This window comes from Methylomonas sp. DH-1, assembly GCF_046097555.1.
GTDB classification, from domain to species: domain Bacteria; phylum Pseudomonadota; class Gammaproteobacteria; order Methylococcales; family Methylomonadaceae; genus Methylomonas; species Methylomonas koyamae.
Genome location: NZ_CP143089.1, coordinates 543,272 through 564,687 on the forward strand (window position 1 = coordinate 543,272; position 21,416 = coordinate 564,687).

The window sequence follows — 21,416 nt, forward strand, 5'->3', positions numbered from 1 at the left end:
CTGTGCCGGCAGTCTACCTTAACTAAACAGCGAATCCCACATCGCATCGACTTTTTCGATTACGTCGCGTCGCATCACGATCGGCCTGCCCCATTCCCGCATTGTCTCGCCCGGCCACTTGTTGGTGGCGTCGAAGCCCACTTTGGACCCCAAACCCGACACCGGCGAGGCAAAATCCAGGTAATCGATGGGCGTGTTTTCCAGTATCGTCAAATCGCGGGCCGGATCCATCCGCGTGGTGATGGCCCAGATCACGTCCTGCCAGTTGCGCACGTCGACGTCGTCGTCGACCACGATCACGAATTTGGTGTACATGAACTGGCGCAAATACGACCAGGTGCCGAGCATGACTCGCTTGGCATGGCCGGCATATTGCTTCTTCATGCTGATTACCGCCATCCGGTACGAACAGCCTTCCGGCGGCAAGTAGAAATCGACGATTTCCGGAAACTGCTTTTGCAGAATAGGCACGAACACTTCGTTCAAGGCCACGCCCAGAATCGCCGGCTCGTCCGGCGGCCGGCCGGTATATGTACTGTGGTAAATCGGTACTTGGCGCTGGGTGATGCGCTCGATGGTGAACACCGGGAATTCGTCGACTTCGTTGTAGTAGCCGGTGTGGTCGCCATAGGGGCCTTCCGGCGCGGTTTCGCCGGGATAGATGAAGCCTTCCAGCACGATCTCGGCGCTGGCCGGCACTTGCAAATCGTTGCTCAGGCATTTGGCGACTTCGGTCTTGCTGCCGCGCAGCAGGCCGGCGAAGGCATATTCGGACAACGGGTCGGGCACCGGCGTCACCGCCGCCAGAATCGTGGCCGGATCGGCGCCTAAGGCAACCGCGACCGGAAACGGCTGGTCCGGCCGTTGCTGCTGCCATTCCCGAAAATCCAACGCGCCGCCGCGATGCGCCAGCCAACGCATGATGACTTTGTTTTTGCCTATCACCTGTTGCCGGTAAATACCCAGATTTTGCCGCTCTTTGTTGGGGCCTCGGGTAATCACCAGCGGCCAGGTAATCAGTGGCGCCGCATCTTCCGGCCAGCAGGTCTGAATCGGGTAATCGGCCAAGTCGACTTCGTCGCCTATCCTGATCACTTCCTGGCAGGGCGGGTTGTTGACCAGTTTCGGCGCCATGTTCAGCACTTGCTTGAACACCGGCAGTTTATCCAGCGCATCTTTCATGCCCTTGGGAGGTTCCGGCTCTTTCAGGTAAGCCAGCAACTCGCCGATACCGCGCAGTTCGGAAATGTCTTTGGCGCCCATACCCATCGCCACCCGTTTGGTGGTGCCGAACAAATTGCCGAGCACGGCGATATTCGAGCCTTTCGGGTTCTCGAACAGCAGTGCCGGACCGCCTTGTTTCAACACCCGGTCGCAAATCACCGTCATTTCCAGAACCGGATCGATTTCCCGGCGGATACGTTTCAATTCGCCTTGCTTTTCCAGTTGCTGGATGAAGTCGCGCAGATCTCTATATTTCATGCTAAATCGGAATGGTTGGTTACGGATAGGGCCGGGCCAGTAAGACGCAGGCCTTTGTCGGGTTCGCTGCCGGTTACGGCGGCCTTAAGGGCCGGTGCGGTTTTCCGGACTTTGGATTCGAGTGCCGAATAGGTAATCGAACCAGGGCCAGGTCACGCACCAGTTGCCGTTGCCGGCTCGCAAATGGTGTTGGTAATGCCAGGGTAGATGCCGCTTGGCCCATTCCGGATCGAGATGGGCGCGGCGGTGTTTGTAATAGTACAAGGCCAGCGCCGCATACAGGGCCATTACGAAGAATGGCAGATAAAACAGCAACGGCAGATGTAGCGTGACGATGCCGGCCAACACCGCCAGTTCTTTGCTTTGCGCATTCCAGGCCCATTTCAAACTGCGGTAGCCCGGATCGAGCATGCCGTGTTCCGCGCAAACCCGATGGTGTTCGTACCAGTGGTAGGCCCAGATACTGCCGGGGTTTTTGCCGAGGCCGTGCAGCAGGTATTTGTGCATCAGCCATTCGCCGAGATTGGCGTAGAGCAGGGCGCAGGCGATTTGCAAAGCGGCGGTGGCCATCGGCGCGAGGCGGTCAAATCACCGGCACGATCAGCACGAACAGAAACGCGACGACGGTCCACAGCACGATTTTGGTCCGCAACGGCGTCTTGCGCCAAACTGCGGCCAATTCCCGTTTCAGCGCTTGTTTCCGGTCGCTCGCCGCGCGGATGCGTTTCACCGCGCCGGCCAGCGTATCGCGCTCCAGGCGTTGTTGTTCCTCGAACAACAATTCGTCCAACTGCGAATAAAACACGTCGCAGTGCGGGCATTTGAATTCCTCGCCGATACGGGCCTGGCCGCACTGGGGGCAATTTTTCATGGCTACTCCTGGTCTTGGCAAATCAGGCTGTCCGGCAAGGCGGCCGAACAGCCGTTACGCCGCTAGGCGGCGATGCCGTTATGGCGCAATAACGCGTCGATGTTCGGTTCGCGGCCGCGGAAGTTTTTGAACAAAGTCATCGCATCGGCGCTGCCGCCCTGCTCCAGAATGTTGTGCAGGAAGGATTCGCCGGTGGCCCGGTCGAAGATGCCGTTTTCCTCGAACAGCGAGAAGGCATCGGCCGATAATACTTCCGCCCATTTATAGCTGTAATAGCCCGCGGCGTAACCACCGGCGAAGATATGGGAAAAGCTGTGGGCGAAGCGGTTGAATTCGGGCGGCTTGACCACCGCGACCTGGTCGCGCACCTGTTGCAGGGTCGAATAAATCCGGCCGCCTTTGCCCGGGTCGTAATGCTGGTGGATTTTGAAGTCGAACAGGCTGAATTCCAGTTGCCGTACCATCATCATGCCGGCCTGGAAGTTTTTCGCGGCCAGCATTTTGGCATACAACGTGCCCGGTAGCGGCGCGTCGGTCTGATAATGGCCGGAGATCAAGCTCAGCGCTTCCCGGTCCCAACACCAGTTTTCCAGAAACTGGCTGGGCAGTTCGACTGCGTCCCATTCGACGCCGTTAATGCCCGACACGCCGAGGTGGTCGATTTGGGTCAGCATGTGGTGCAGGCCGTGGCCGAATTCGTGGAACAGGGTTTCCACTTCGTCGTGGGTCAGCAATGCCGGGTCGTTGCCGGTCGGCGGCGTGAAATTGCAGGTCAGGTAGGCCACCGGGGTTTGCAGGCCTTCCGCGGTTTTTTTGCGGCAGACGCAATCGTCCATCCAGGCGCCGCCGCGTTTCTTGGCGCGGGCATACAGGTCCAGATAAAAGCGGCCGCGCAATTGGCCGTCCCGGTCCAGAATTTGGTAAAAGCGGACGTCCGGGTGCCAAGTGTCGAAGTCTTTGATTTCCGAGATTTGCAGGCCGAACAGCTTTTCGACGATGGCAAACAGGCCGGGTACCACTTTGCTGTCCGGGAAGTAAGCTTTGACCTCCTCCTGCGACAACTGGTAGTAATGCTGGCGCATTTTTTCCGAGTAGTAGCCGATGTCCCAGGCTTGCAAATCATGCAGGCCGTGCTGCTTCGCGGCGTATTCTTTCAGTTCGGTCAGGTCGCGGCGGGCCTGGCGCCAGGATTTGTCGGCCAGATCTTCCAGGAATTGGACGACATCGTCGGTGGACTTGGCCATTTTGGTCGCCAGCGAGTATTCGGCGTAATTGCCGAAGCCAAGCAATTGGGCTTTTTCGTGGCGCAGGGCCAGGATTTGTTCCATGATTTCCGAATTGTCCCAACGTCCGGCGTGCGGACCCCGGTCGGAGGCGCGGGTACAAAAGGCTTCGTAATGTTCGCGGCGCAATTCGCGGTTGTCGGCGTAGGTCATGATCGCCAGATAGGACGGGAACTGCAGGTTGATCAGCCAGCCGTCCTTGCCCTCGGCTTCGGCCGCCTGCTTGGCTTGCGCCAACGCGGAATCGGGCAGGCCGGCCAGATCGTTGCTGTGGGTGATGTGTTTGTGCCAGGCGTTGGTGGCGTCGAGTAGGTTTTCCTCGAACTGGCTGGCAAGTTTGGACAATTGCTGGATGATTTCCTTGAAACGAGCTTGCTTATCCGCCGGCAGGTCGACGCCGGATAAATGAAAATCGCGCAGCGCGTTGTCGACGATTTTTTGCTGGGCCCGGTCCAGCGCGGCGAATTCGGCAATGTCGCGGATGGCTTTGTAGGCTTGTTGCAGTGTTTTGTTCTGGCCGACTTCGGTCGAATATTCGCTGAGCTTGCCCAGGCAGGCGTTGTAGGCGTCGCGCATCGCTTCGCTATTGACCACTGAATTCATGTGGCTGACCGGCGACCAGGCTTTGTTCAGGCGGTCTTCGGCCGCTTCGATCGGTTCGATTAGGTTTTGCCAGGAGTAAGGCCCGCCGCCGGCCAGTTGGGTTTCGATCGTGGCTCGCGCCTCGGCCAGCAATCGGTCGATGGCCGGTTCCACGTGTTCCGGCAGGATTTTGGAAAATTGCGGCAATTCGGTCTGTTCGAGTAAAGGGTTGGTCATGTCGGTGCCAGTCGGGTAAAAAATGGATAACGGTGTCAGGACAGCAGATGCATCGCCGCGTTGACGCGGGCATGGGCCTTGTGCAGCACCATCAACGAAAAATCCGGGTTCAGTTTGCCGTGGCTCAGCTTGCTGTAGGCCGGTATCGAATTGATGTACGGCAGGCCGCGGGCCTTGCCCGAGCCGAAATAGCTATGCAACTTGGCCAGAATGACGATATCGGTGACCGTCAGTTCCGCGCCGCTGTCGTACAACCAGTTTTCCGCATGATGCGGAATATTGCCAGTATGTTCCGGAAATCCGAGCGTATGCAGTACCAAGCCGCCCACCGGCCCGCGCAAATGCGGCAGCAGATCTAGCAATTCGCTGAAACTGGGGCCACCGTCGGGGAATTGTTCGGCGAAATGCAGCAGCGGGATCGCGCCGATATCGGCAATCAGGCCGCCCAGCAAGGCGTCGTCCGGTGAAATCCGGCTGCACTCCTGGGCCAGTACGAAACTCAAGCTGGAAATGTACAGGCTGTTTTTCCAAAGGCTGTGCATGCCTTTCATCAGTTCCGGGTCGGTGCAACTGAACAATTGCTTCAAGCCGACGCTGAGAACCAGGTTGCGGGTGGCGTTCAGGCCGATGCGGGCTACCGCGTCGCGGCAATTGTTAATCGGCGTGCCGGTCGAATACAGCGCACTGTTGGCGACCTGGATCAATTTGGCGACCATCGGCGGATCGAGTTGAATGATTTCGGCGGCCTGGTGCACGCCGATTTCCTGCTGCATCGCTTCTTTCAGTTTCAGCGCCACGTCCGCCAACGACGGCAGTTTCAGCTTGTTTTCCCGGTAAGCCCGGGCGAAGCTGGTGAAGAAGCGGCTGTTGTTGAGCGGGCCGGGCAATTGGATGTCGACCAGTTCGACGCAACTCGCGCTTTCCCGGCTTTTGTCGGTCCACAACCGGTTCAGCGCGATCGGGATTTCCAGAATCAGCAAATCACTCAACGCCAATGCCGTGGCGCCGCAGCGGTTGCCGCTGTTCAGCGGCAGATTGGCCAGCGCGGAGCCGGCCTCGATGCGGTAGCTGCTGTCGCTGTCCGGTTGCATGGAAATTTCGCCGGACAGCAGGTAGAACACGCTGTCGCTGCGTTGACCCAGGCCGAACACGGTAGCGCCTTTGCCGTAGCCGAGGGTTTGTTGCGGCAACGCCGTCAGGCTGGCATCGTCCAGATCGCGCAAAGGCGCGAACTTTTTCAGTTGGGCCGGACTAAGCATCTGGCGTTGCAAGAGTACGGCTTGCGTGGCCGCATCCGCGCTATCGCTGCCGCGTTCGGCAGAACCGGGCTGGGGTTGGGCCCCAGCGCTCTTCTCGAACAGTTTAGTGAACCAGTTCATATCAGGTCCGGAAGAAATTCAACGCCTCGGCGATTTGCTGTTTGGCGTCCTGCAGCGCTTTCAAGGACATATCGGGCGTCAACGTGCTGTCGCCCAGCTTGTGGAATGCCGGCAAGGTGTTCAGCGGCGGCAATTTGTGGCTCAGCGCGCCGCCGAGCCGGCTGTGGAACTTCGCCAGCAGGACGATATCGTGGACTTGCAGCGGCTTGGCGTCGTCGAAATACCAGTTGTTGGTATTCAGCGGAATCTGTTGCAGACTGTCCGGGAAACGCCATTTTTTCAAGATAAACGCGCCGACCATGCCCTGCAAATACTCGATGGCGGCGTGGAGTTCGGTTTCGGTGTATTCGGCAACATCCAGCGTTTCGGCCAACGTGACGACCGGTAGCGCGCCGATGTTGTGGGTCAAGCCGGCCAATAAGGCTTCGTCGGCATTGATTTTGCCGCTGAGCCCGGCCAGGGTGTGACTGAGGCTGGCGACCTGTATGCTTTGTTTCCATAACGACTGAACCAGTTGGTTCAACTGTTTGTTCCGGCTCTTGAATAACTGGTGCAGGCTGATGCTGGTGACCAGGTTTTGCGTGGTCTTGAAGCCGAGCCGGTTGACGGCGTCGTGGCTGCTGGTGATCGGCCGGTTGCTGCGGTAAATCGGACTGTTGGCGACCTGGATCAGTTTCGAGGAAATGACCGGATCCAGATTCAGGATTTTTACTGCGTCGCCGATGCTGATGTCTTTTTGCAGCGCGCTACGCAGCCGTAGCGCCACGTCGGGCAGACTGGGGACGTGCAGATTGTCGGCCTTGAAGGCCTGGCAAAAACGCTCGAAAAAAACGGTGTTGCGCAAGGCTGGCGGGACTTGTTCCAGGTTCAGGCCGGTTTGGTCGGCCAGTTTGCTGCTGCGTTGCAACGCCGACAGCGGCAGGTAGACGGCTTGGGCCGCGGACTTGGCGATGGCGTTGAAGTTCTGTTCGCCGTAGGTTGCCAGCGGGTAGCAAGCTTTAAAGGTTCCGGCTTCCACCAGGTATCCGGCGCCGTTGCCGGCTTCCATGAATACTTCGCCGCTGTAGAGGTATGCGATCTCTTCCGCTTGCTCGCCGCGGTTGAACAGCAAATCGCCCGGATTGAAATTGCGCAATCTGATCGGCAGCGTTTTCAGTTCCGCTATCGGCAAGTCGCCGATCGGAATCAGTTGTTGTAAAAACTGCAATGGCAGTTGCGCCGTAGCCGCTTCGCGCGTTTTCTCCGCAGGCTTGTCCGCTTCCGTGGGTTTTTTCAGCCGTTTCCAGAACATGCGCTCAGTTCGAGAAAATACTCAGGGCCTCGTGAATTTTGGCTTTGGCGTCGTGCAGGATCGCCAGCGTGTTTTCCGGAGACAACGAGAAATTTTTCAATTTGCTGGCGGCCGGAATCGCGGTGATCGCCGGCAGTTCGGCCGAAGCGGTTTTACCGATTTGCGCGTGCAGGCGCGACAACACCACAATGTCGGTCAGCGTCAGCTTTTCGGCGCTGTTTTGGTACCAATCGCTGCTGGACAGCGCGACGTCGAGGAATTCTTCCGCGAAATCCCATTCTTTCAATACTACGGCGCCGACCGGGCCTTTGATGACCGGCATGGCTTGTTCGATTTCGCTTTCGTTGTGGTATTCGCTGGGCAGGTTGGCGGCGAAGTTGAGGAACGGAATCACGCCGATATCGCAAACCAAGCCGGCCAATAAAGCGTTCTCCGGGTTTTGTTCACGGGTATGACTGGCCAGCACATGGCACAGGCCCGACAAATACAGGCTTTGTTTCCATAAGCTTTCCAGATGGCTTTTGATCTGCGGCGATTTACTCTTGAAAATCTGCTTCATGCTCAACGCCGTAACCAAATTGCGGGTGGCGTTCAAGCCGATGCGGACCACGGCCTCTTTGCAGTTTTTGGCACGCACCGTGGTCAGATAGAGCGGGCAATTGGCGACTTCGATCAGTTTGGCGGAGATGGCCGGGTCGAGCTGGATAATCTTGACCGCCTCGTCGATGTTGACGTCTCGCTGAATGGCCTTGCGCAGGTTGATGGCGACTTCCGGCAGGGACGGTATTTCGATTTCGTGGTCGGAGTTTTGGAAGTGTTCGGCAAACAAGGCCAGCAGCCGGTTGTCATGCAGTTCGGCGGGTATCTCCAGTTTGCCGTGGTCCAGCCGGCTGGGCGTCAGCATGATTTTCAGCGAGACCCGCAGGATGTCGACGTCGGTTTTGGCGGTTGCGGTGGCGGTGTGTTTGGTGCCGCTGCAAATCGGAAATTTGGCTTGCGCACTGCCGGCGACAATTTCGTAACTTTTGCCGTTGTGGTCGGCCAACGTAACGGTGCCCTTCAGCAGGTAAATCGCGCAGGTCGCCTGTTCGTTGACGTTATACAGGATGCTACCCGTGGGCAGGCTTTCCACATGGTTGTCGGTGGCAAAGGTTTGCAGGATCTCGTCGCTGAGGTTACGGATCGGAAATAGCTGTTTCAGGATCTCCGGCGTGATGGGTTGTCCGGGGTGTTGCTTGTGCAGCTTGGCCTGGGCTTTTTCGAAAAAAGATCTGATTCCACTCATGCTGTTCCAGTAACCGTATAAAAGTCGTTATGTCGGGTAATTGCCGGCGTTGGCCGGCACATTGCTCATGCGTCCGGGTTTCGATCGGCCGATTGACGTTCTGCGTCGAGCAGGCCGATCACCGGAGCGGTAGCGGGACGCCGTCCCCGCCAAATATAGAACGCCTCGGCGGCTTGTTCCACCAACATGCCCAAACCGTCGACGCTTTTTGCCGCGCCGTTGGCAAGGCCCCAGCTGACGAAAGCGGTTGGCCGGTTGGCGTAAGCCAAATCGTAGCAAGTACCGTTTTCGGCGAGCAGGCCGGCGGGAAGCGGCGGAAGTTCGTCGCTGAGGCTGGCCGCGGTGGCGTTAATGATGAGGTTGAAACTTCGGCCGGGCAGTGCCTCGTATCCGCAAGCTTCCACTGGGAACAGGGGCTTGAAATCGTCGGCGATGGCCTGGGCTCTGGCCGGGGTCCGGTTGGCGATGACCAGGCTGGCCGGTTTTTGTTTCAGTAACGGGGCGAGAATGCCGCGGCAAGCGCCACCGGCGCCGAGGATCAGGATTGCGGTGCCCGGCAGATCGATCCGCAGGTTGGCGGTCAAATCGTTCAACAGGCCGATACCGTCGGTGTTGTCGCCCAGAATGCTGCCGTCGGCGGCCAACGCCAGCGTGTTTACCGCTTTGGCCGCTGCGGCGGCTTCGCTGAGACTGTCGGCATAATTCCAAGCCAATTCCTTCAACGGTACGGTGCAGTTCAGGCCTTTGCCGCCGGCGGCAAAGAAAGCGTCGGCCGCGGCTTTAAAGGCATCCGCGGGTACCTCCTGGGCCGTATAAACTAGGTTTTGCCCGGTTTGTTCGGCGAACAATTTGTGTATTCGCGGCGACTTACTGTGGCCGATCGGGTGGCCGAATACGGCGTATCGGTCAGCTTGACTCGAGGTTGCGGTGTCGACGAGGCTGGCGCGGTTTTCGTTCATGCCGGAGATTAGGCTTGGCTGAGCCACTGCGCGGCGGCTTTGGCGTAATAGGTCAGAATGGCGTCGCAGCCGGCGCGTTTGAATGCCAGCAGCGATTCGAGTACGGCTTGCCGTTCGTCCAGCCAGCCGTTGGCGCTGGCCGCCTTTAACATCGCGTATTCGCCGCTGACCTGATAGGCGAAGGTCGGCACGCCGAAATGGTCTTTGGCGCGGCGGATGATGTCCAGATAAGGCATGCCGGGTTTGACCATGATCATGTCGGCGCCTTCCTGCAGGTCCAGTGCGATTTCGCGGAGGGCTTCGTCCGAATTGGCCGGGTCCATCTGATAGCTGTATTTGTTGCCGCCCGCTAAGTTGCCGGCCGAGCCGACCGCATCGCGGAACGGGCCGTAAAAACTGGAAGCGTATTTGGCCGAATAGGCCAGAATCCGCGTGTTGGTAAAGCCATGGCTTTCCAACGTGTTACGGATCGCACCGATCCGGCCGTCCATCATGTCCGACGGCGCGACGATATCGGCGCCGGCTTCGGCGTGGGACAAGGCCTGTTTGCACAGTACGTCCACGGTCTCGTCGTTGGCTACGTAGCCGTGCTCATTCAACAGGCCGTCTTGGCCGTGGGATGTGAACGGGTCCAGGGCGACGTCGGTAATCACACCGAGTTCGGGTAGCTCGGCTTTCAGCGCTTTAACGCAACGTTGTGCCAAACCGTCGGGGTTGAACGCTTCTTCTGCGGTCAAGGTTTTGTGGGCCGAATCGATCACCGGGAACAAGGCTACCGCCGGTATGCCCAACTTCAACAAGGTTTCCGCTTCCTTTACCAGCAAGTCTAGCGACAGCCGGTCGACGCCGGGCATTGAGGCTACCGATTGGCGTTGGTTGTGGCCTTCGATGGCAAACAGCGGGCAAATCAAATCGTCGCTGCTTAGGCTATTCTCCCGCATCAGCCGCCGCGAAAACGCTTGAAAGCGCATGCGCCGCATCCGGGTCGCCGGGAAAAACTCTTTAGGGTGTGGCATCTGTTCCATAGTAATATAATAGGGCATTGGTCGATCCACGGAGGGCGGACCGAAGTCTTTCGCTTGACCGGCTCAGGCCTTTATTCTAGCAGTGTATCGAATCGGGGCGCTCGAATTTAGCCGGCAATTCCTTTTGAGATGAATTTATGAGTATCCGAACTTATATGCGTTTTATGTATGTATTGCTTTTTAGCGCGTTTGCAGTTTTGTCTACGATGGCTCCGGTCGCCGCCGCCGATCTGAGCGAGCCGCAAATGGCGATTGAGGACGCTTCCAACAAGCTGAAACAACGTTTGCAGGATCCCAATTTTCCGCACGATTTCCAAAAGATCAACGCTTTCGTCCAGGAAGTGATCTATCCGCATGTCGATTTCGATCTGATTTCGTCGTTGGTGCTGGGTAAGCTGTGGAAGGATGCGTCCCCTTCCGAGAAAGAAAATTTTAAAAGGGAATTTCAAACTTTGTTGATCAGAACCTATTCCAGGGCGTTTTTCGAATTTAAAGATTGGTCGATCCGCTTTTTGCCCGTGACTCCAGAGGAGGACGAGCGCAAGGTGTTGATTAAAACCGAAGTGTTGCAACCGGGATTACAGCCGATAGCGGTCAATTACCGGATGTTGAACGTCAAAGGCCAGTGGAAAGCGTACGACATCATGATTGAAGGCGTCAGCTTGGTGACCAACTATCGGACCAGCTTCAAAAACGAAGTCGAACGTACCGGTTCGCTACAGGAAGTGATCAATCAACTGGCGAAACGCAACACCGAAGCGCTAAGCGCTAAAAACAACTCCTAAGTTTTTTCAGCCGCATGTCGGACTGGCCTGAGGCTTGTCCGGCATGCGGCTTTTCTGTTTTATGCCATCCCTAAAAGATTCTCTCTACGCCAATCCGCTTGGCGAAGTCGGTGCATTCAAATTCGACGAAGCCGTGGTCAAGGTATTCCCGGACATGATTCAGCGTTCGGTGCCGGGCTATGCGGCGATTATCTCGGCTATCGGTTTGTTGGCCGGCCGCTTTGCCAAGGAAGGCAGCGTGTGTTTCGACCTGGGCTGCTCGCTGGGAGCGGCGAGTCTGGCCATGCGGCAGCAGATCGCCGCGAGGGATTGCCGGGTGGTGGCTGTCGATTGTTCGCCGGCGATGGTCGAGCAGTGCCGGAAAAATCTGGCGGACTCCGGAGTGGCGGGCGTGGATGTGGTGTGTGCCGACATTCGCGACATGCCGATCGAGAATGCATCGGTGGTGGTATTGAATTTCACGTTGCAATTTATTCCGTTGGCCGATCGGGAGATTTTTTTGGCCAAGCTGTACCGCGGTTTGCTGCCGGGCGGAATTTTGATTTTGTCGGAAAAGCTGGCTTTCGCCGATACGCAGCAACAGGACTTGCAAACGGAGATGCACCACTTGTTCAAAAAGGCGCAGGGCTATAGCGAGCTGGAAATCAGCCAGAAGCGTAGCGCGCTGGAGAACGTGTTGATTCCGGAAACGTTTGCGGTACATAAGCGGCGTTTGACGTCGGTGGGGTTTGCCAGTGTCGAGGTTTGGTTCCAGTACTTTAATTTTGCCTCGATGATTGCGCTGAAATGCTAGGTTACGACGACTTGTATGCGTCGTTGCGGGAAGCGGGCGACCGGGTTTGGGTTGAGAGTCTGCCTGGACAATTAGCTAAAGCGTTTGCCGATAGCTCGCACGGCGATTTGCAACGTTGGCGGCGAGTAGTCGAAGAGTTGCCGCGTTACCCGGCCTCCAGTGTCGATTTGGTCGATGCGGTTCGGATTGGCGCCGATTCGGATATCGCCGATGCCGCCAGGCAGAATTTGCGCGAGCAGTTAATGAAATTGCATCCTTGGCGTAAAGGGCCGTACCGGATATTCGGCATCGATATCGATACCGAGTGGCGTTCCGATTGGAAATGGGAGCGGCTGAAAAATGGGATTGCGCCGTTAGCTAACAGGTCCGTTCTCGACGTCGGTTGCGGTAACGGTTACCACTGTTGGCGAATGTTGGGAGCGGGCGCGCGGTTGGTGGTCGGCATCGATCCGACGTTGCTCAGCGTGATGCAGTTTCAGGCGATACGTAAGCTTTACGGTTCGGCGCCGGTTTACGTGTTGCCGCTGGGCATCGAAGACGTGCCGGGCAATTTGGGGTGGTTCGATACCGTATTTTCGATGGGGGTGTTATACCACAGGCGTTCGCCGATCGATCACCTGCTGGAATTGAAAGGTTGTTTGCGGCCGGGCGGAGAATTGGTTCTGGAAACGCTGGTAGTCGAGGGCGACGACCGCCACGTCTTGCTACCGGCAGGGCGCTATGCGCAAATGCGCAATGTCTGGTTTTTGCCTAGTTGCCAAGCATTGGCATTATGGTTGCAGCGCTGCGGCTATAAGGATATTCAGTTGCTGCATGTCGGCAAAACCACAGTCGAGGAACAGCGCAGTACGGAATGGATGCGGTTTCATTCGTTGGCCGATTTTCTCGATCCGGGTTCTCCGGATTTGACCTGCGAAGGTCTGCCGGCACCGATGAGGGCAATTATCAAGGCTAGCGTTTAAATGTAGGTTGGCAGTTCTAAATTATTGTAATTCAGCAATAACATTCTAGAATTGCCTAGCTTGAAAAATACGCCGACCTGTTTCGGGTTTTTTCTGGCAGCCAATCATTCAACCGGGAGTCGAAGATGAAAAATTTATTCGCAATTCTGATGTTATGTTCTTTTGCTGTGTTTGCCGAGCCGATTGACATCAATCGAGCGGATGCCGAAACCATCGCCAAGGAATTGACGGGAATCGGACCGAAGAAAGCCGAAGCGATTTTGCAGTACCGAAAGGAGCACGGGGATTTTAAAACTCCAAAGGACTTAGAAAATGTTCCGGGTATCGGCGCAAAAACGGTGCAGCAAAACGAGAAGAACATCGTTTTCGGAGATTCTGCGTCAGCGGAAAAGCCTGCGAAGCCCGAAAAGCCGGAAGAGCCGAAAAAAGCAAAATAAGCGCCTGAATCCAGGCGCTTGATTCGATCGGTTTGCGGCTGGTGCCGCAATCGATTGTCCGCCCCCTGGTCACGATAGTCCGCTGATAAGGGGGCGGGATTTAACCGAAAGTCCCGCCGTTCCAGCCCCAAAATTCCGCCGGACAATTGCTGAACTCGATATAAATGCGATCTTGCTCGATTTCCAGTTTGGTTGACAAGGTTTGGCACAGTGCTGCGGCAAGGTTTTGCGCTTGGTTTTTTGTCAAGCCGATGCTTTTGCATTCCAAATATGCCAGAGGTTGGTCGTTGCCGCCGAAAAGCATTGAATCGTCGCTGGAGAGCTGGATCATCACGTAGCGTTCGGGTTTGCCGGTTTCGGCCGCGATAAGTTTCGATAGTTCGCCGAGTAATTTCTGCGATTGCTCGGAGTTTATCGAGCGGTTGGTGTTTAGCTTCAGGTAGGGCATAGCGGATCTCCTTTGCGAGTTTATGCGTCGATATCGTGCCACCGTTCCAGGATTTTGTATTCTACGCCCGAAGGGGACGATAGCGATTCCGCCAGGCAAAATCCGTTCGATTGCCATATGACAGGCTTTACGCTCAAGTCAGGTTTGTAGCGGGCTTTTTTTGCTAGGGTCGCATGCGGCCGGTAAGGTCGGCTGTCGGTAATGACGCCGCTTTGGTCAGCAATCCTGGTCAGTTCGGCATGGAAATGCAAGAAATTCGGGTCGAAGGCGCCGGGTGTCAGGCACAGGACTTTCGGTTTTTGCCAGAACTCCAGTCGATCCAACACCAGCTTGGTCGGGATATTTCTGAGTTTGGCTGCGCCAAGTGTCAGTTCTGTCTGTTGTTGGGCGTTGATGTTGCCTAGGAACAGTAACGTGACGTGCAGGTTGTTTGTGGCAACCGGTTTGCCGCAGTCGGCCAGTTGCTTACAAATGGTGGTGCATGCTGAAAGAGTGTTCTGGTCGGGCCATAGTGCAAAAAACAGGCGTTTCAATCAGATATCCTCGGCCGGCTGTGTCGGAAATGTAGAGCAGTAGTGTGCGGTTTGGTGCCGAGTTTTGCAATTTCGGTTGGTATGGCGCATTTAGTTTGCGGCGGTAGCGCCGAGAATTGGCGAGGAGGGATGTCGCGGCGGGCGGGCGGTCCGTTGCGCAAATGCTGCATCGCAATGTCCTCGCCAACCTATATGGTGCTTACGCTTGCTAAGGATTGACATACCTGCTGTTTCTATCTTACAGTTACAGATGCATCACACGTACGTGACAAGCCTAGCGGGTTGTGGCAATTTGCAAGAATCGGCTATTACTAAAAATTAAAAACTTTCGGAGCACATCACATGGCAAGACCATTAATTCAAATGGCGTTGGACTCATTGGACTTCAACCAAACCGTGGCATTGGCTGACCAAGTCGCCCCTTATGTCGATATCTTTGAAATCGGTACGCCTTGCATTAAATATAACGGTGTTAACTTGGTGAAAGAACTGAGAAACCGTTACCCAGACAAACTGTTGTTGGTCGACCTGAAAACCATGGACGCCGGCGAATACGAAGCAGGCGCGTTCTACGCGGCCGGCGCAGACATCTGCACCGTACTGGGTGTGTCTGGCCTGGCCACCATTGGCGGCGTAATCAAAGCAGCGAAAAAACACGCTGCCGAAGTCCAAGTCGACCTGATCAACGTGCCTAACAAAGCCGAGTGCGCACGCGAATCCGCCAAATTGGGCGCGCAAATCATGGGCGTTCACACCGGTCTGGACGCGCAAGCGGCTGGCCAAACTCCGTTCGGCGATTTGAACGAAGTTACTTCTTTGGGTCTGAACGTTCGCGTTTCCGTTGCCGGCGGTATCAAACCAGCCACGATTGACCAAACCGTCAAAGCCGGTGCGAACATCATCGTCGTCGGTGCGGCTATTTACGGTGCGCCATCACCTGCCGAAGCGGCTCGTGAAATCCGTGAACTGGTTGATGCGGCGGCGGTGTAAGCCATGCATCAAGAGTTAATCATAAACAAAATTTCCAGCATTCTGGAAGCTACCCCCGATTCGCACGACAAAGCTTTAGTCGATATGTTGGATCAAGCCAAGAGAATTTTTGTCTCTGGCGCCGGTCGCTCAAAGCTTGTTGGTAATTTCTTCGCCATGCGCTTGATGCACGGCGGTTATGACGTCAGTGTTGTTGGGGAAATCGTCACGCCGAGCATCAAAAACGGTGATTTATTGATCATCATTTCCGGTTCGGGCGAGACAGAGCAGTTGATCGCGTTCACTAAGAAAGCCAAAGAAGTCGGCGCTAAAATCGTATTGATTTCGGCGAAAGACGACTCGACGATTGGTGATATGGCGGATATCACGCTGCAAATCGGCCGTTCCGAGCAATACGGCAAAGTTAAAGGCATGCCGATGGGTACTGTCTTCGAATTGTCGACATTGCTATTCCTGGAAGCCACCATTTCTCATGTAATTCACGAGAAGGGTATTCCGGAAGAGGAAATGAGATCGAGACACGCCAATTTGGAATAATTGCGTACAGCCTGCGGCAGGGCAACACCTGCCGTAGGCCCAACAGATAACATGTGGGCGTCAAGGTGATTCCGATTCCAGCAGTCTAAAAGCAAGAATGTGGTAATTGGTCTTCCTTGAAATTTACCAAGCCTCAGCCAGAGCGGCGTTTGACACCACAAACGTACACTTAAAATAACAAAATTAAAGGAGACCAACATGCCTTCGCGTCGAGACTTAGCGAACGCCATCCGCGCACTTAGCATGGACGCGGTACAGAAAGCCAATTCAGGACACCCTGGAGCCCCGATGGGGATGGCCGATATCGCCGAAGTACTGTGGAACGATTTTCTGAACCACAACCCGAACAACCCGAAATGGGCCAACCGCGACCGCTTCGTGCTGTCCAACGGCCACGGCTCCATGCTGATTTACTCGTTGTTGCATCTGTCGGGCTACAACCTACCGATCGACGAACTGAAACAGTTCCGTCAACTGCACTCGAAAACCCCGGGCCATCCTGAATACGGCTACACCGACGGCGTCGAAACCACCACCGGCCCGCTGGGCCAAGGCATCACCAATGCCGTCGGTTTCGCCATTGCCGAACGTGCCCTGGCCGGCCAATTCAACCGCCCAGGCCACGACATCGTCGACCACCACACCTACGTATTCCTGGGTGACGGCTGCTTGATGGAAGGTATCTCCCACGAAGCCTGCTCGCTGGCCGGCTCGATGAAACTGGGCAAACTGATCGCCTTCTACGACGACAACAACATCTCCATCGACGGCGAAGTCCGCGGTCACGGCAACGTTACCGGCTGGTTCCTGGACGATACCCCGAAACGCTTCGAAGCCTACGGCTGGCACGTCATCCCCAAAGTCGACGGCCACAACGCCGACGCGGTGAAAAAAGCCATCGAAGAAGCCAAAAAAGTCACCGACAGACCGAGCATCATCTGCTGCCAAACCACCATCGGTTTCGGCTCGCCGAACAAACAAGGCAAAGAAGAATGCCACGGCGCCGCCCTGGGTGAAGCCGAAGTCGCCGCCACCCGCGAAAACTTGGGCTGGTCGCATGCGCCATTCGAAATTCCGGCCGACATCTACGCCGGTTGGGACGCCAAAGCCAAGGGCGACCGTTTGGAAAGCGCCTGGAACGACAAATTCGCCGCTTATAAAGCCGCGCATCCGGAACTGGCCGCCGAATTCGAACGCCGCATGGCCGGTAAACTGCCTGCCGACTGGGCCGAAAAAGCCAACGCCTTCATCGCCGACGTAAACGCCAAAGCCGAAACCATTGCCAGCCGCAAAGCCTCGCAAAACACCCTGAACGGCTTCGGCCCGTTGCTGCCGGAACTGATGGGCGGCTCCGCCGACCTGGCCGGCTCCAACCTGACCCTGTGGAAAGGCTGCAAAGACATCAATGCGACCGGCCACGACGGCAACTACGTCTACTACGGCGTCCGCGAATTCGGCATGAGCGCCATCATGAACGGCATCACCCTGCACGGCGGCTTCAAAGCCTACGGCGCCACCTTCCTGATGTTCTCGGAATACGCCCGTAACGCCCTGCGCATGGCCGCCCTGATGAAGGCGCCGACCATCTTCGTCTACACCCACGACTCCATCGGCTTGGGCGAAGACGGTCCGACCCACCAACCGGTCGAACAAACCGCCACCCTGCGCATGATACCCAACATGCACGTCTGGCGCCCCTGCGACGCGGTCGAGTCTGCCGTCAGCTGGAAAGCCGCCATCGAACGCACCGACGGCCCGAGCACCCTGATCTTCTCCCGGCAAAACCTGCCGCACATGGCGCGCAGCCAAGCCCAGATCGACGCCATCGGCAAAGGCGGCTACGTTCTGAGCGGCGAAGGCAACCCGGACGCCATCCTCATTGCCACCGGCTCCGAAGTCGAACTGGCGGTGAAAGCGGCCGAAGCGTTGAAAGCCAAAGGCAAAAACATCCGCGTAGTGTCCATGCCGTCGACCAACGTGTTCGAAGCGCAGGATCAAGCCTACAAAGACAGCGTCCTGCCGCCGAGCGTGACCAAACGCGTCGTCGTCGAAGCCGGCGTCACCGACAGTTGGTGGAAATATGCCGGCAGCCAAGGCCGCGTCGTGGGCTTGGACCGTTTCGGCGAATCGGCCCCGGCCGGCCAGCTCTTCAAAGAGTTCGGCTTCACCGTGGACAATGTCGTCGCTAACGTCGAAGCCGTTCTTTAATTTTGATAATCAGTAGGCGAAGCTTCGATTTTAGAATTATCGAATGTCGAGGCTTCTCTTTTCCAACAGCTATAGGTGATAGACGTGAAAATGAATGAATTAACAAAAGGCGTGATGGCGGCTTTAGTGCTGACCAGTTCCGTAGCAATGGCGGAGTCGGATTATCCGGCGGCTGATTATCAGCCAAAAGTTCTGTACACCAACCCGGATTACAAGCCGGAGGCAGCTGCCCCGGCGGCAAAATCCGCCGCACCGGCTGCAGCAACGAAAGCCAAAGAAGTTGAAGTCGTTGAAAACGATCCTAATTTTCCCGCGACCAATTTCCAGCCCAAAGTAATCTTCAGCGATTCCGCTTATAAACACGATAAGACTGCTCCCCAAGCCTCTGGCGCCCGTTCTTCTTCTGCTGCTACGACATCGGCAGCGGTCAGCGATGCTAGCGAAGAAGTTGCATCCGGCGTCGGCGAAAAAAGTTCGTCCAATAGCAGCTTGTTGGGTTTGGTTGCGTTGGCTGCCGTTGGCTTTTTCTTGTTTAACAAGAAAGGCGGTTCCGGTTCGAGCGCTACCGGCGGTTCAAGTGCTGCGTACGGCGACGAGAGCGGGTCTACTGGCGTTGAAAAATATATCGACAGATTGGGTATCAACAAAACCGGTGTTGCTAAATACTTGGAAAAACAAGACTCCACTCCTGCGACTGGCGTTGCCAAATATATGGCGAAGCAAATTATCAAAGACAGAGAGAGCGCTGCCGCAAAAGCCACAGGCGTGGAAAAATATTTGCGCGATAAAGGATGATTTATCGGTAGTAATTTATTAGGTGAAATTCGGTGGGACTTTCCCACTGTGTTACCTGCGGAATCGCCACTTAGCGTGTTTTGGAGAGCGTGATGGCTTCAAAATATGTCAAGTGGCGATTCAGTCTGTTATACCCGCATTTTGGAAAAATCCCCGCCAAGCATAAATCGTACAGGCCGATAGCTGAAATTTCGAATATCGGCAACGGTTCTATACCAGTTCAAAGGGGATACATTAACCGAGGATATTTTTATGGCAAAAAATTTATTAGAACAACTCCGCGAAATGACTGTTGTGGTGGCGGACACCGGCGACATTCAAGCAATCGAAACTTTCAAACCGCGCGACGCGACCACCAACCCATCTTTGATTACCGCTGCGGCACAAATGCCGCAATATCAAGGCATCGTCGACGATACCTTGAAATCGGCTCGCGCAACTCTGGGCGCTAGCGCCTCTCCTGCGGAAGTCGCGTCTTTGGCGTTCGACCGTTTGGCGGTTTCATTCGGCCTGAAAATTCTGGAAATCATCGAAGGTCGTGTGTCAACCGAAGTTGACGCCCGTTTGTCCTACGACACCGAAGGTACGCTGGCCAAAGCTCGCGATATCATCGCGCAGTATAAAGCCGCCGGTATCGACACCGAAAAGCGTATTCTGATCAAAATCGCAGCGACCTGGGAAGGTATCCAAGCCGCAGCGGTGTTGGAGAAGGAAAACATCCACACCAATCTGACTTTGTTGTTCGGCATGCACCAAGCGATCGCTTGCGCGGAAAACGGCATCCAACTGATCTCTCCGTTCGTTGGCCGCATTTTGGACTGGTACAAAAAAGATACCGGCCGCGATTCATATGCACCGCACGAAGATCCGGGTGTTTTGTCGGTGACTGAGGTTTACAACTACTATAAAAAATTCGGCTACAAAACCGAAGTCATGGGTGCCAGCTTCCGTAACATCGGTGAAATCACCGAATTGGCCGGTTGCGATCTGTTGACTATCGCGCCTTCTCTGTTGGCCGAATTGCAATCCGTTGAAGGCGACCTGCCGCGTAAACTGGATCCGGCTAAAGCCGCAAGCGCCGACATCGAAAAAATCAGCGTCGACAAAGCAACATTCGACCGTATGCACGAAGAAAACCGGATGGCAAACGAGAAGCTGAAAGAAGGCATCGACGGTTTTGCTAAGGCATTGGAAACATTGGAAAAGCTGTTGGCCGACCGTTTGGCTGCTCTGGAAGCTTAACGGCTTCAGTCGCGCGCAACCTGGTTTGCGCGCGATCTCATTTGATATGCAAGGCCGCCGAATCGAGTACGCGGCCTTTGTTCTTTGTTAATAGGTAAATTTCATGGCAAAAATCTTAGATGTAGTAAAACCTGGTGTCGTAACCGGTGAAGATGTGCAAAAAGTATTCGCAATCTGCAAGGAAAACAAATTTGCATTGCCGGCAGTTAACGTCATCAGCACCGATACCATTAACGCGGTGTTGGAAGCGGCCGCCAAAGCCAAGTCGCCGGTTATCGTGCAGTTTTCAAACGGCGGCGCGGCGTTTGTCGCAGGTAAAGGTTTGAAACTTGAGGGGCAAGGCTGTTCGATCCACGGAGCGATTTCAGGTGCTCATCACGTTCACCGCATGGCGGAACTGTACGGTGTGCCGGTAATTTTGCATACCGACCATGCAGCAAAAAAATTGCTGCCTTGGGTTGACGGCATGCTGGATGAAGGCGAAAAATATTTTGCCGCGACCGGTAAACCGTTGTTCAGCTCGCACATGTTGGATCTGTCCGAAGAAAGCCTGGAAGAAAACATCGAAATCTGCGGTAAATACCTGGAGCGGATGTCGAAAATGGGTATGACCTTGGAAATCGAATTGGGCTGCACCGGCGGCGAGGAAGACGGCGTCGATAACAGCGGTATGGACCACTCGGCGTTGTATACCCAACCGGAAGATGTGGCTTACGCTTATGAACATTTGAGCAAAATCAGCCACCGTTTCACCATTGCAGCGTCGTTCGGTAACGTTCACGGCGTTTACTCGCCGGGCAACGTCAAACTGACGCCGAAAATCTTGGACAATTCGCAAAGATACGTATCCGAAAAATTCGGTTTGCCGCAAAACGCATTGACTTTCGTGTTCCACGGCGGCTCGGGTTCGTCAGCGGAAGAAATCAAAGAATCCATCAGCTACGGCGTCGTCAAAATGAACATTGACACCGATACCCAATGGGCGACTTGGGAAGGCGTGATGAATTACTACAAGAAAAACGAAGGTTATTTGCAAGGCCAAATCGGCAACCCGGACGGCGCCGACAAGCCAAACAAAAAATACTACGATCCTCGGGTATGGCAACGTGCCGGCCAAGAAGGCATGGTGGTTCGTTTGCAGCAAGCATTCCAAGAATTGAACGCCGTCAATTCTTTGTAACATATGCCATCGAGCTGCAAAAGCGTACATGCTTTTGCAGCTTTCCCGTCCCTTTGCCGCAGTCAATTAGTCAAGTAATTGACTGCCCAGTCTTTAGTTTCGTGCTGCCGTT

At 55.6% G+C, this 21,416-nt stretch carries 21 protein-coding genes; 10 read left to right on the top strand and 11 right to left on the bottom strand.

The window, feature by feature from the left end:
* Nucleotides 1-18: 18 nt before the first annotated feature.
* From ubiD to hemB, 9 genes are all read right to left on the bottom strand, one after another.
* The gene (gene ubiD, locus VXJ35_RS02500; RefSeq protein WP_064020362.1) at nucleotides 19-1,482 is read right to left on the bottom strand and encodes a 4-hydroxy-3-polyprenylbenzoate decarboxylase; all 1,464 of its coding nucleotides are present in this window, start codon (nucleotides 1,480-1,482) and stop codon (nucleotides 19-21) included.
* 84 nt (nucleotides 1,483-1,566) lie between these two features.
* Entirely contained in the window at nucleotides 1,567-2,052 is a 486-nt protein-coding gene (locus VXJ35_RS02505; RefSeq protein ID WP_064020363.1) for a sterol desaturase family protein, read from the bottom strand.
* Between the two features lie 13 nt (nucleotides 2,053-2,065).
* The gene (locus VXJ35_RS02510; protein ID WP_064020364.1) at nucleotides 2,066-2,353 is read right to left on the bottom strand and encodes a hypothetical protein; all 288 of its coding nucleotides are present in this window, start codon (nucleotides 2,351-2,353) and stop codon (nucleotides 2,066-2,068) included.
* A gap of 62 nt (nucleotides 2,354-2,415) precedes the next feature.
* Nucleotides 2,416-4,455: an oligopeptidase A gene (prlC, locus tag VXJ35_RS02515; protein ID WP_064020365.1), complete on the bottom strand. Its 2,040-nt coding sequence runs from the start codon at nucleotides 4,453-4,455 to the stop codon at nucleotides 2,416-2,418.
* Between the two features lie 35 nt (nucleotides 4,456-4,490).
* Nucleotides 4,491-5,834 carry an HDOD domain-containing protein gene (locus VXJ35_RS02520; protein ID WP_064020366.1) on the bottom strand — a complete coding sequence of 448 codons (1,344 nt, stop codon included), beginning with the start codon at nucleotides 5,832-5,834 and terminating at the stop codon, nucleotides 4,491-4,493.
* 1 nt (nucleotide 5,835) lies between these two features.
* A complete protein-coding gene (locus VXJ35_RS02525) occupies nucleotides 5,836-7,125 on the bottom strand; it encodes an HDOD domain-containing protein (protein WP_064020367.1) in 1,290 nt (429 codons plus the stop codon).
* Nucleotides 7,126-7,129: 4 nt separating this feature from the next.
* Nucleotides 7,130-8,410 carry an HDOD domain-containing protein gene (locus VXJ35_RS02530; RefSeq protein ID WP_064020368.1) on the bottom strand — a complete coding sequence of 427 codons (1,281 nt, stop codon included), beginning with the start codon at nucleotides 8,408-8,410 and terminating at the stop codon, nucleotides 7,130-7,132.
* Between the two features lie 65 nt (nucleotides 8,411-8,475).
* Nucleotides 8,476-9,369 (bottom strand): shikimate dehydrogenase, encoded by an 894-nt coding sequence (gene aroE / locus VXJ35_RS02535; protein ID WP_064020369.1) that lies wholly within the window; start codon nucleotides 9,367-9,369, stop codon nucleotides 8,476-8,478.
* Between the two features lie 8 nt (nucleotides 9,370-9,377).
* A complete protein-coding gene (hemB, locus tag VXJ35_RS02540) occupies nucleotides 9,378-10,394 on the bottom strand; it encodes a porphobilinogen synthase (protein WP_197496065.1) in 1,017 nt (338 codons plus the stop codon).
* 206 nt (nucleotides 10,395-10,600) lie between these two features.
* On the opposite strand from hemB, the gene VXJ35_RS02545 reads away from it, so the two are divergent.
* The 4 genes from VXJ35_RS02545 to VXJ35_RS02560 all read left to right on the top strand — a co-directional run bounded on the left by VXJ35_RS02545 (nucleotide 10,601) and on the right by VXJ35_RS02560 (nucleotide 13,371).
* Entirely contained in the window at nucleotides 10,601-11,179 is a 579-nt protein-coding gene (locus tag VXJ35_RS02545; protein ID WP_231879342.1) for a phospholipid-binding protein MlaC, read from the top strand.
* A gap of 61 nt (nucleotides 11,180-11,240) precedes the next feature.
* Nucleotides 11,241-11,972 (top strand): carboxy-S-adenosyl-L-methionine synthase CmoA, encoded by a 732-nt coding sequence (gene cmoA / locus VXJ35_RS02550; protein WP_064020370.1) that lies wholly within the window; start codon nucleotides 11,241-11,243, stop codon nucleotides 11,970-11,972.
* Entirely contained in the window at nucleotides 11,966-12,934 is a 969-nt protein-coding gene (cmoB, locus tag VXJ35_RS02555; RefSeq protein WP_064020371.1) for a tRNA 5-methoxyuridine(34)/uridine 5-oxyacetic acid(34) synthase CmoB, read from the top strand. The genes cmoA and cmoB overlap by 7 nt, the downstream gene beginning before the upstream one ends.
* A 125-nt stretch (nucleotides 12,935-13,059) precedes the next feature.
* Complete coding sequence (locus VXJ35_RS02560) at nucleotides 13,060-13,371, top strand: helix-hairpin-helix domain-containing protein (protein ID WP_054763080.1); 312 nt, start codon at nucleotides 13,060-13,062, stop codon at nucleotides 13,369-13,371.
* A 100-nt stretch (nucleotides 13,372-13,471) separates the two neighbouring features.
* On the opposite strand, the gene VXJ35_RS02565 is transcribed toward VXJ35_RS02560, so the two are convergent.
* Entirely contained in the window at nucleotides 13,472-13,819 is a 348-nt protein-coding gene (locus tag VXJ35_RS02565; RefSeq protein WP_064020372.1) for a phenylpyruvate tautomerase MIF-related protein, read from the bottom strand.
* Between the two features lie 20 nt (nucleotides 13,820-13,839).
* The gene (gene thpR, locus VXJ35_RS02570; protein WP_064020373.1) at nucleotides 13,840-14,352 is read right to left on the bottom strand and encodes an RNA 2',3'-cyclic phosphodiesterase; all 513 of its coding nucleotides are present in this window, start codon (nucleotides 14,350-14,352) and stop codon (nucleotides 13,840-13,842) included.
* A gap of 342 nt (nucleotides 14,353-14,694) precedes the next feature.
* Between thpR and hxlA the strand changes: the two genes are divergently transcribed.
* The 6 genes from hxlA to fbaA all read left to right on the top strand — a co-directional run bounded on the left by hxlA (nucleotide 14,695) and on the right by fbaA (nucleotide 21,304).
* Nucleotides 14,695-15,342, top strand: a complete 648-nt coding sequence (gene hxlA / locus VXJ35_RS02575) for a 3-hexulose-6-phosphate synthase (RefSeq protein ID WP_064020374.1) — start codon at nucleotides 14,695-14,697, stop codon at nucleotides 15,340-15,342.
* A gap of 3 nt (nucleotides 15,343-15,345) precedes the next feature.
* Nucleotides 15,346-15,879 carry a 6-phospho-3-hexuloisomerase gene (gene hxlB, locus VXJ35_RS02580; protein ID WP_054763862.1) on the top strand — a complete coding sequence of 178 codons (534 nt, stop codon included), beginning with the start codon at nucleotides 15,346-15,348 and terminating at the stop codon, nucleotides 15,877-15,879.
* Nucleotides 15,880-16,077: 198 nt separating this feature from the next.
* The gene (gene tkt / locus VXJ35_RS02585; RefSeq protein WP_064020375.1) at nucleotides 16,078-18,087 is read left to right on the top strand and encodes a transketolase; all 2,010 of its coding nucleotides are present in this window, start codon (nucleotides 16,078-16,080) and stop codon (nucleotides 18,085-18,087) included.
* Between the two features lie 90 nt (nucleotides 18,088-18,177).
* On the top strand, nucleotides 18,178-18,882 hold the full coding sequence (locus VXJ35_RS02590) for an LPXTG cell wall anchor domain-containing protein (protein WP_231914901.1): 705 nt from the start codon (nucleotides 18,178-18,180) through the stop codon (nucleotides 18,880-18,882).
* A gap of 252 nt (nucleotides 18,883-19,134) precedes the next feature.
* A complete protein-coding gene (locus VXJ35_RS02595) occupies nucleotides 19,135-20,124 on the top strand; it encodes a transaldolase (protein ID WP_054760171.1) in 990 nt (329 codons plus the stop codon).
* A gap of 103 nt (nucleotides 20,125-20,227) precedes the next feature.
* Nucleotides 20,228-21,304 carry a class II fructose-bisphosphate aldolase gene (gene fbaA / locus VXJ35_RS02600; RefSeq protein WP_064020376.1) on the top strand — a complete coding sequence of 359 codons (1,077 nt, stop codon included), beginning with the start codon at nucleotides 20,228-20,230 and terminating at the stop codon, nucleotides 21,302-21,304.
* The last annotated feature ends 112 nt before the right edge of the window (nucleotides 21,305-21,416 follow it).

What these genes read in the sequence shown, in the direction of transcription:
- ubiD (WP_064020362.1), bottom strand. Translation starts at nt 1,482, where the DNA reads ATGAAATATAGAGATCTGCGCGACTTCATCCAGCAACTGGAAAAGCAA.
- VXJ35_RS02505 (WP_064020363.1), bottom strand. Translation starts at nt 2,052, where the DNA reads ATGGCCACCGCCGCTTTGCAAATCGCCTGCGCCCTGCTCTACGCCAAT.
- VXJ35_RS02510 (WP_064020364.1), bottom strand. Translation starts at nt 2,353, where the DNA reads ATGAAAAATTGCCCCCAGTGCGGCCAGGCCCGTATCGGCGAGGAATTC.
- prlC (WP_064020365.1), bottom strand. Translation starts at nt 4,455, where the DNA reads ATGACCAACCCTTTACTCGAACAGACCGAATTGCCGCAATTTTCCAAA.
- VXJ35_RS02520 (WP_064020366.1), bottom strand. Translation starts at nt 5,834, where the DNA reads ATGAACTGGTTCACTAAACTGTTCGAGAAGAGCGCTGGGGCCCAACCC.
- VXJ35_RS02525 (WP_064020367.1), bottom strand. Translation starts at nt 7,125, where the DNA reads ATGTTCTGGAAACGGCTGAAAAAACCCACGGAAGCGGACAAGCCTGCG.
- VXJ35_RS02530 (WP_064020368.1), bottom strand. Translation starts at nt 8,410, where the DNA reads ATGAGTGGAATCAGATCTTTTTTCGAAAAAGCCCAGGCCAAGCTGCAC.
- aroE (WP_064020369.1), bottom strand. Translation starts at nt 9,369, where the DNA reads ATGAACGAAAACCGCGCCAGCCTCGTCGACACCGCAACCTCGAGTCAA.
- hemB (WP_197496065.1), bottom strand. Translation starts at nt 10,394, where the DNA reads ATGGAACAGATGCCACACCCTAAAGAGTTTTTCCCGGCGACCCGGATG.
- VXJ35_RS02545 (WP_231879342.1), top strand. Translation starts at nt 10,601, where the DNA reads ATGGCTCCGGTCGCCGCCGCCGATCTGAGCGAGCCGCAAATGGCGATT.
- cmoA (WP_064020370.1), top strand. Translation starts at nt 11,241, where the DNA reads ATGCCATCCCTAAAAGATTCTCTCTACGCCAATCCGCTTGGCGAAGTC.
- cmoB (WP_064020371.1), top strand. Translation starts at nt 11,966, where the DNA reads ATGCTAGGTTACGACGACTTGTATGCGTCGTTGCGGGAAGCGGGCGAC.
- VXJ35_RS02560 (WP_054763080.1), top strand. Translation starts at nt 13,060, where the DNA reads ATGAAAAATTTATTCGCAATTCTGATGTTATGTTCTTTTGCTGTGTTT.
- VXJ35_RS02565 (WP_064020372.1), bottom strand. Translation starts at nt 13,819, where the DNA reads ATGCCCTACCTGAAGCTAAACACCAACCGCTCGATAAACTCCGAGCAA.
- hxlA (WP_064020374.1), top strand. Translation starts at nt 14,695, where the DNA reads ATGGCAAGACCATTAATTCAAATGGCGTTGGACTCATTGGACTTCAAC.
- hxlB (WP_054763862.1), top strand. Translation starts at nt 15,346, where the DNA reads ATGCATCAAGAGTTAATCATAAACAAAATTTCCAGCATTCTGGAAGCT.
- tkt (WP_064020375.1), top strand. Translation starts at nt 16,078, where the DNA reads ATGCCTTCGCGTCGAGACTTAGCGAACGCCATCCGCGCACTTAGCATG.
- VXJ35_RS02590 (WP_231914901.1), top strand. Translation starts at nt 18,178, where the DNA reads ATGAATGAATTAACAAAAGGCGTGATGGCGGCTTTAGTGCTGACCAGT.
- VXJ35_RS02595 (WP_054760171.1), top strand. Translation starts at nt 19,135, where the DNA reads ATGGCAAAAAATTTATTAGAACAACTCCGCGAAATGACTGTTGTGGTG.
- fbaA (WP_064020376.1), top strand. Translation starts at nt 20,228, where the DNA reads ATGGCAAAAATCTTAGATGTAGTAAAACCTGGTGTCGTAACCGGTGAA.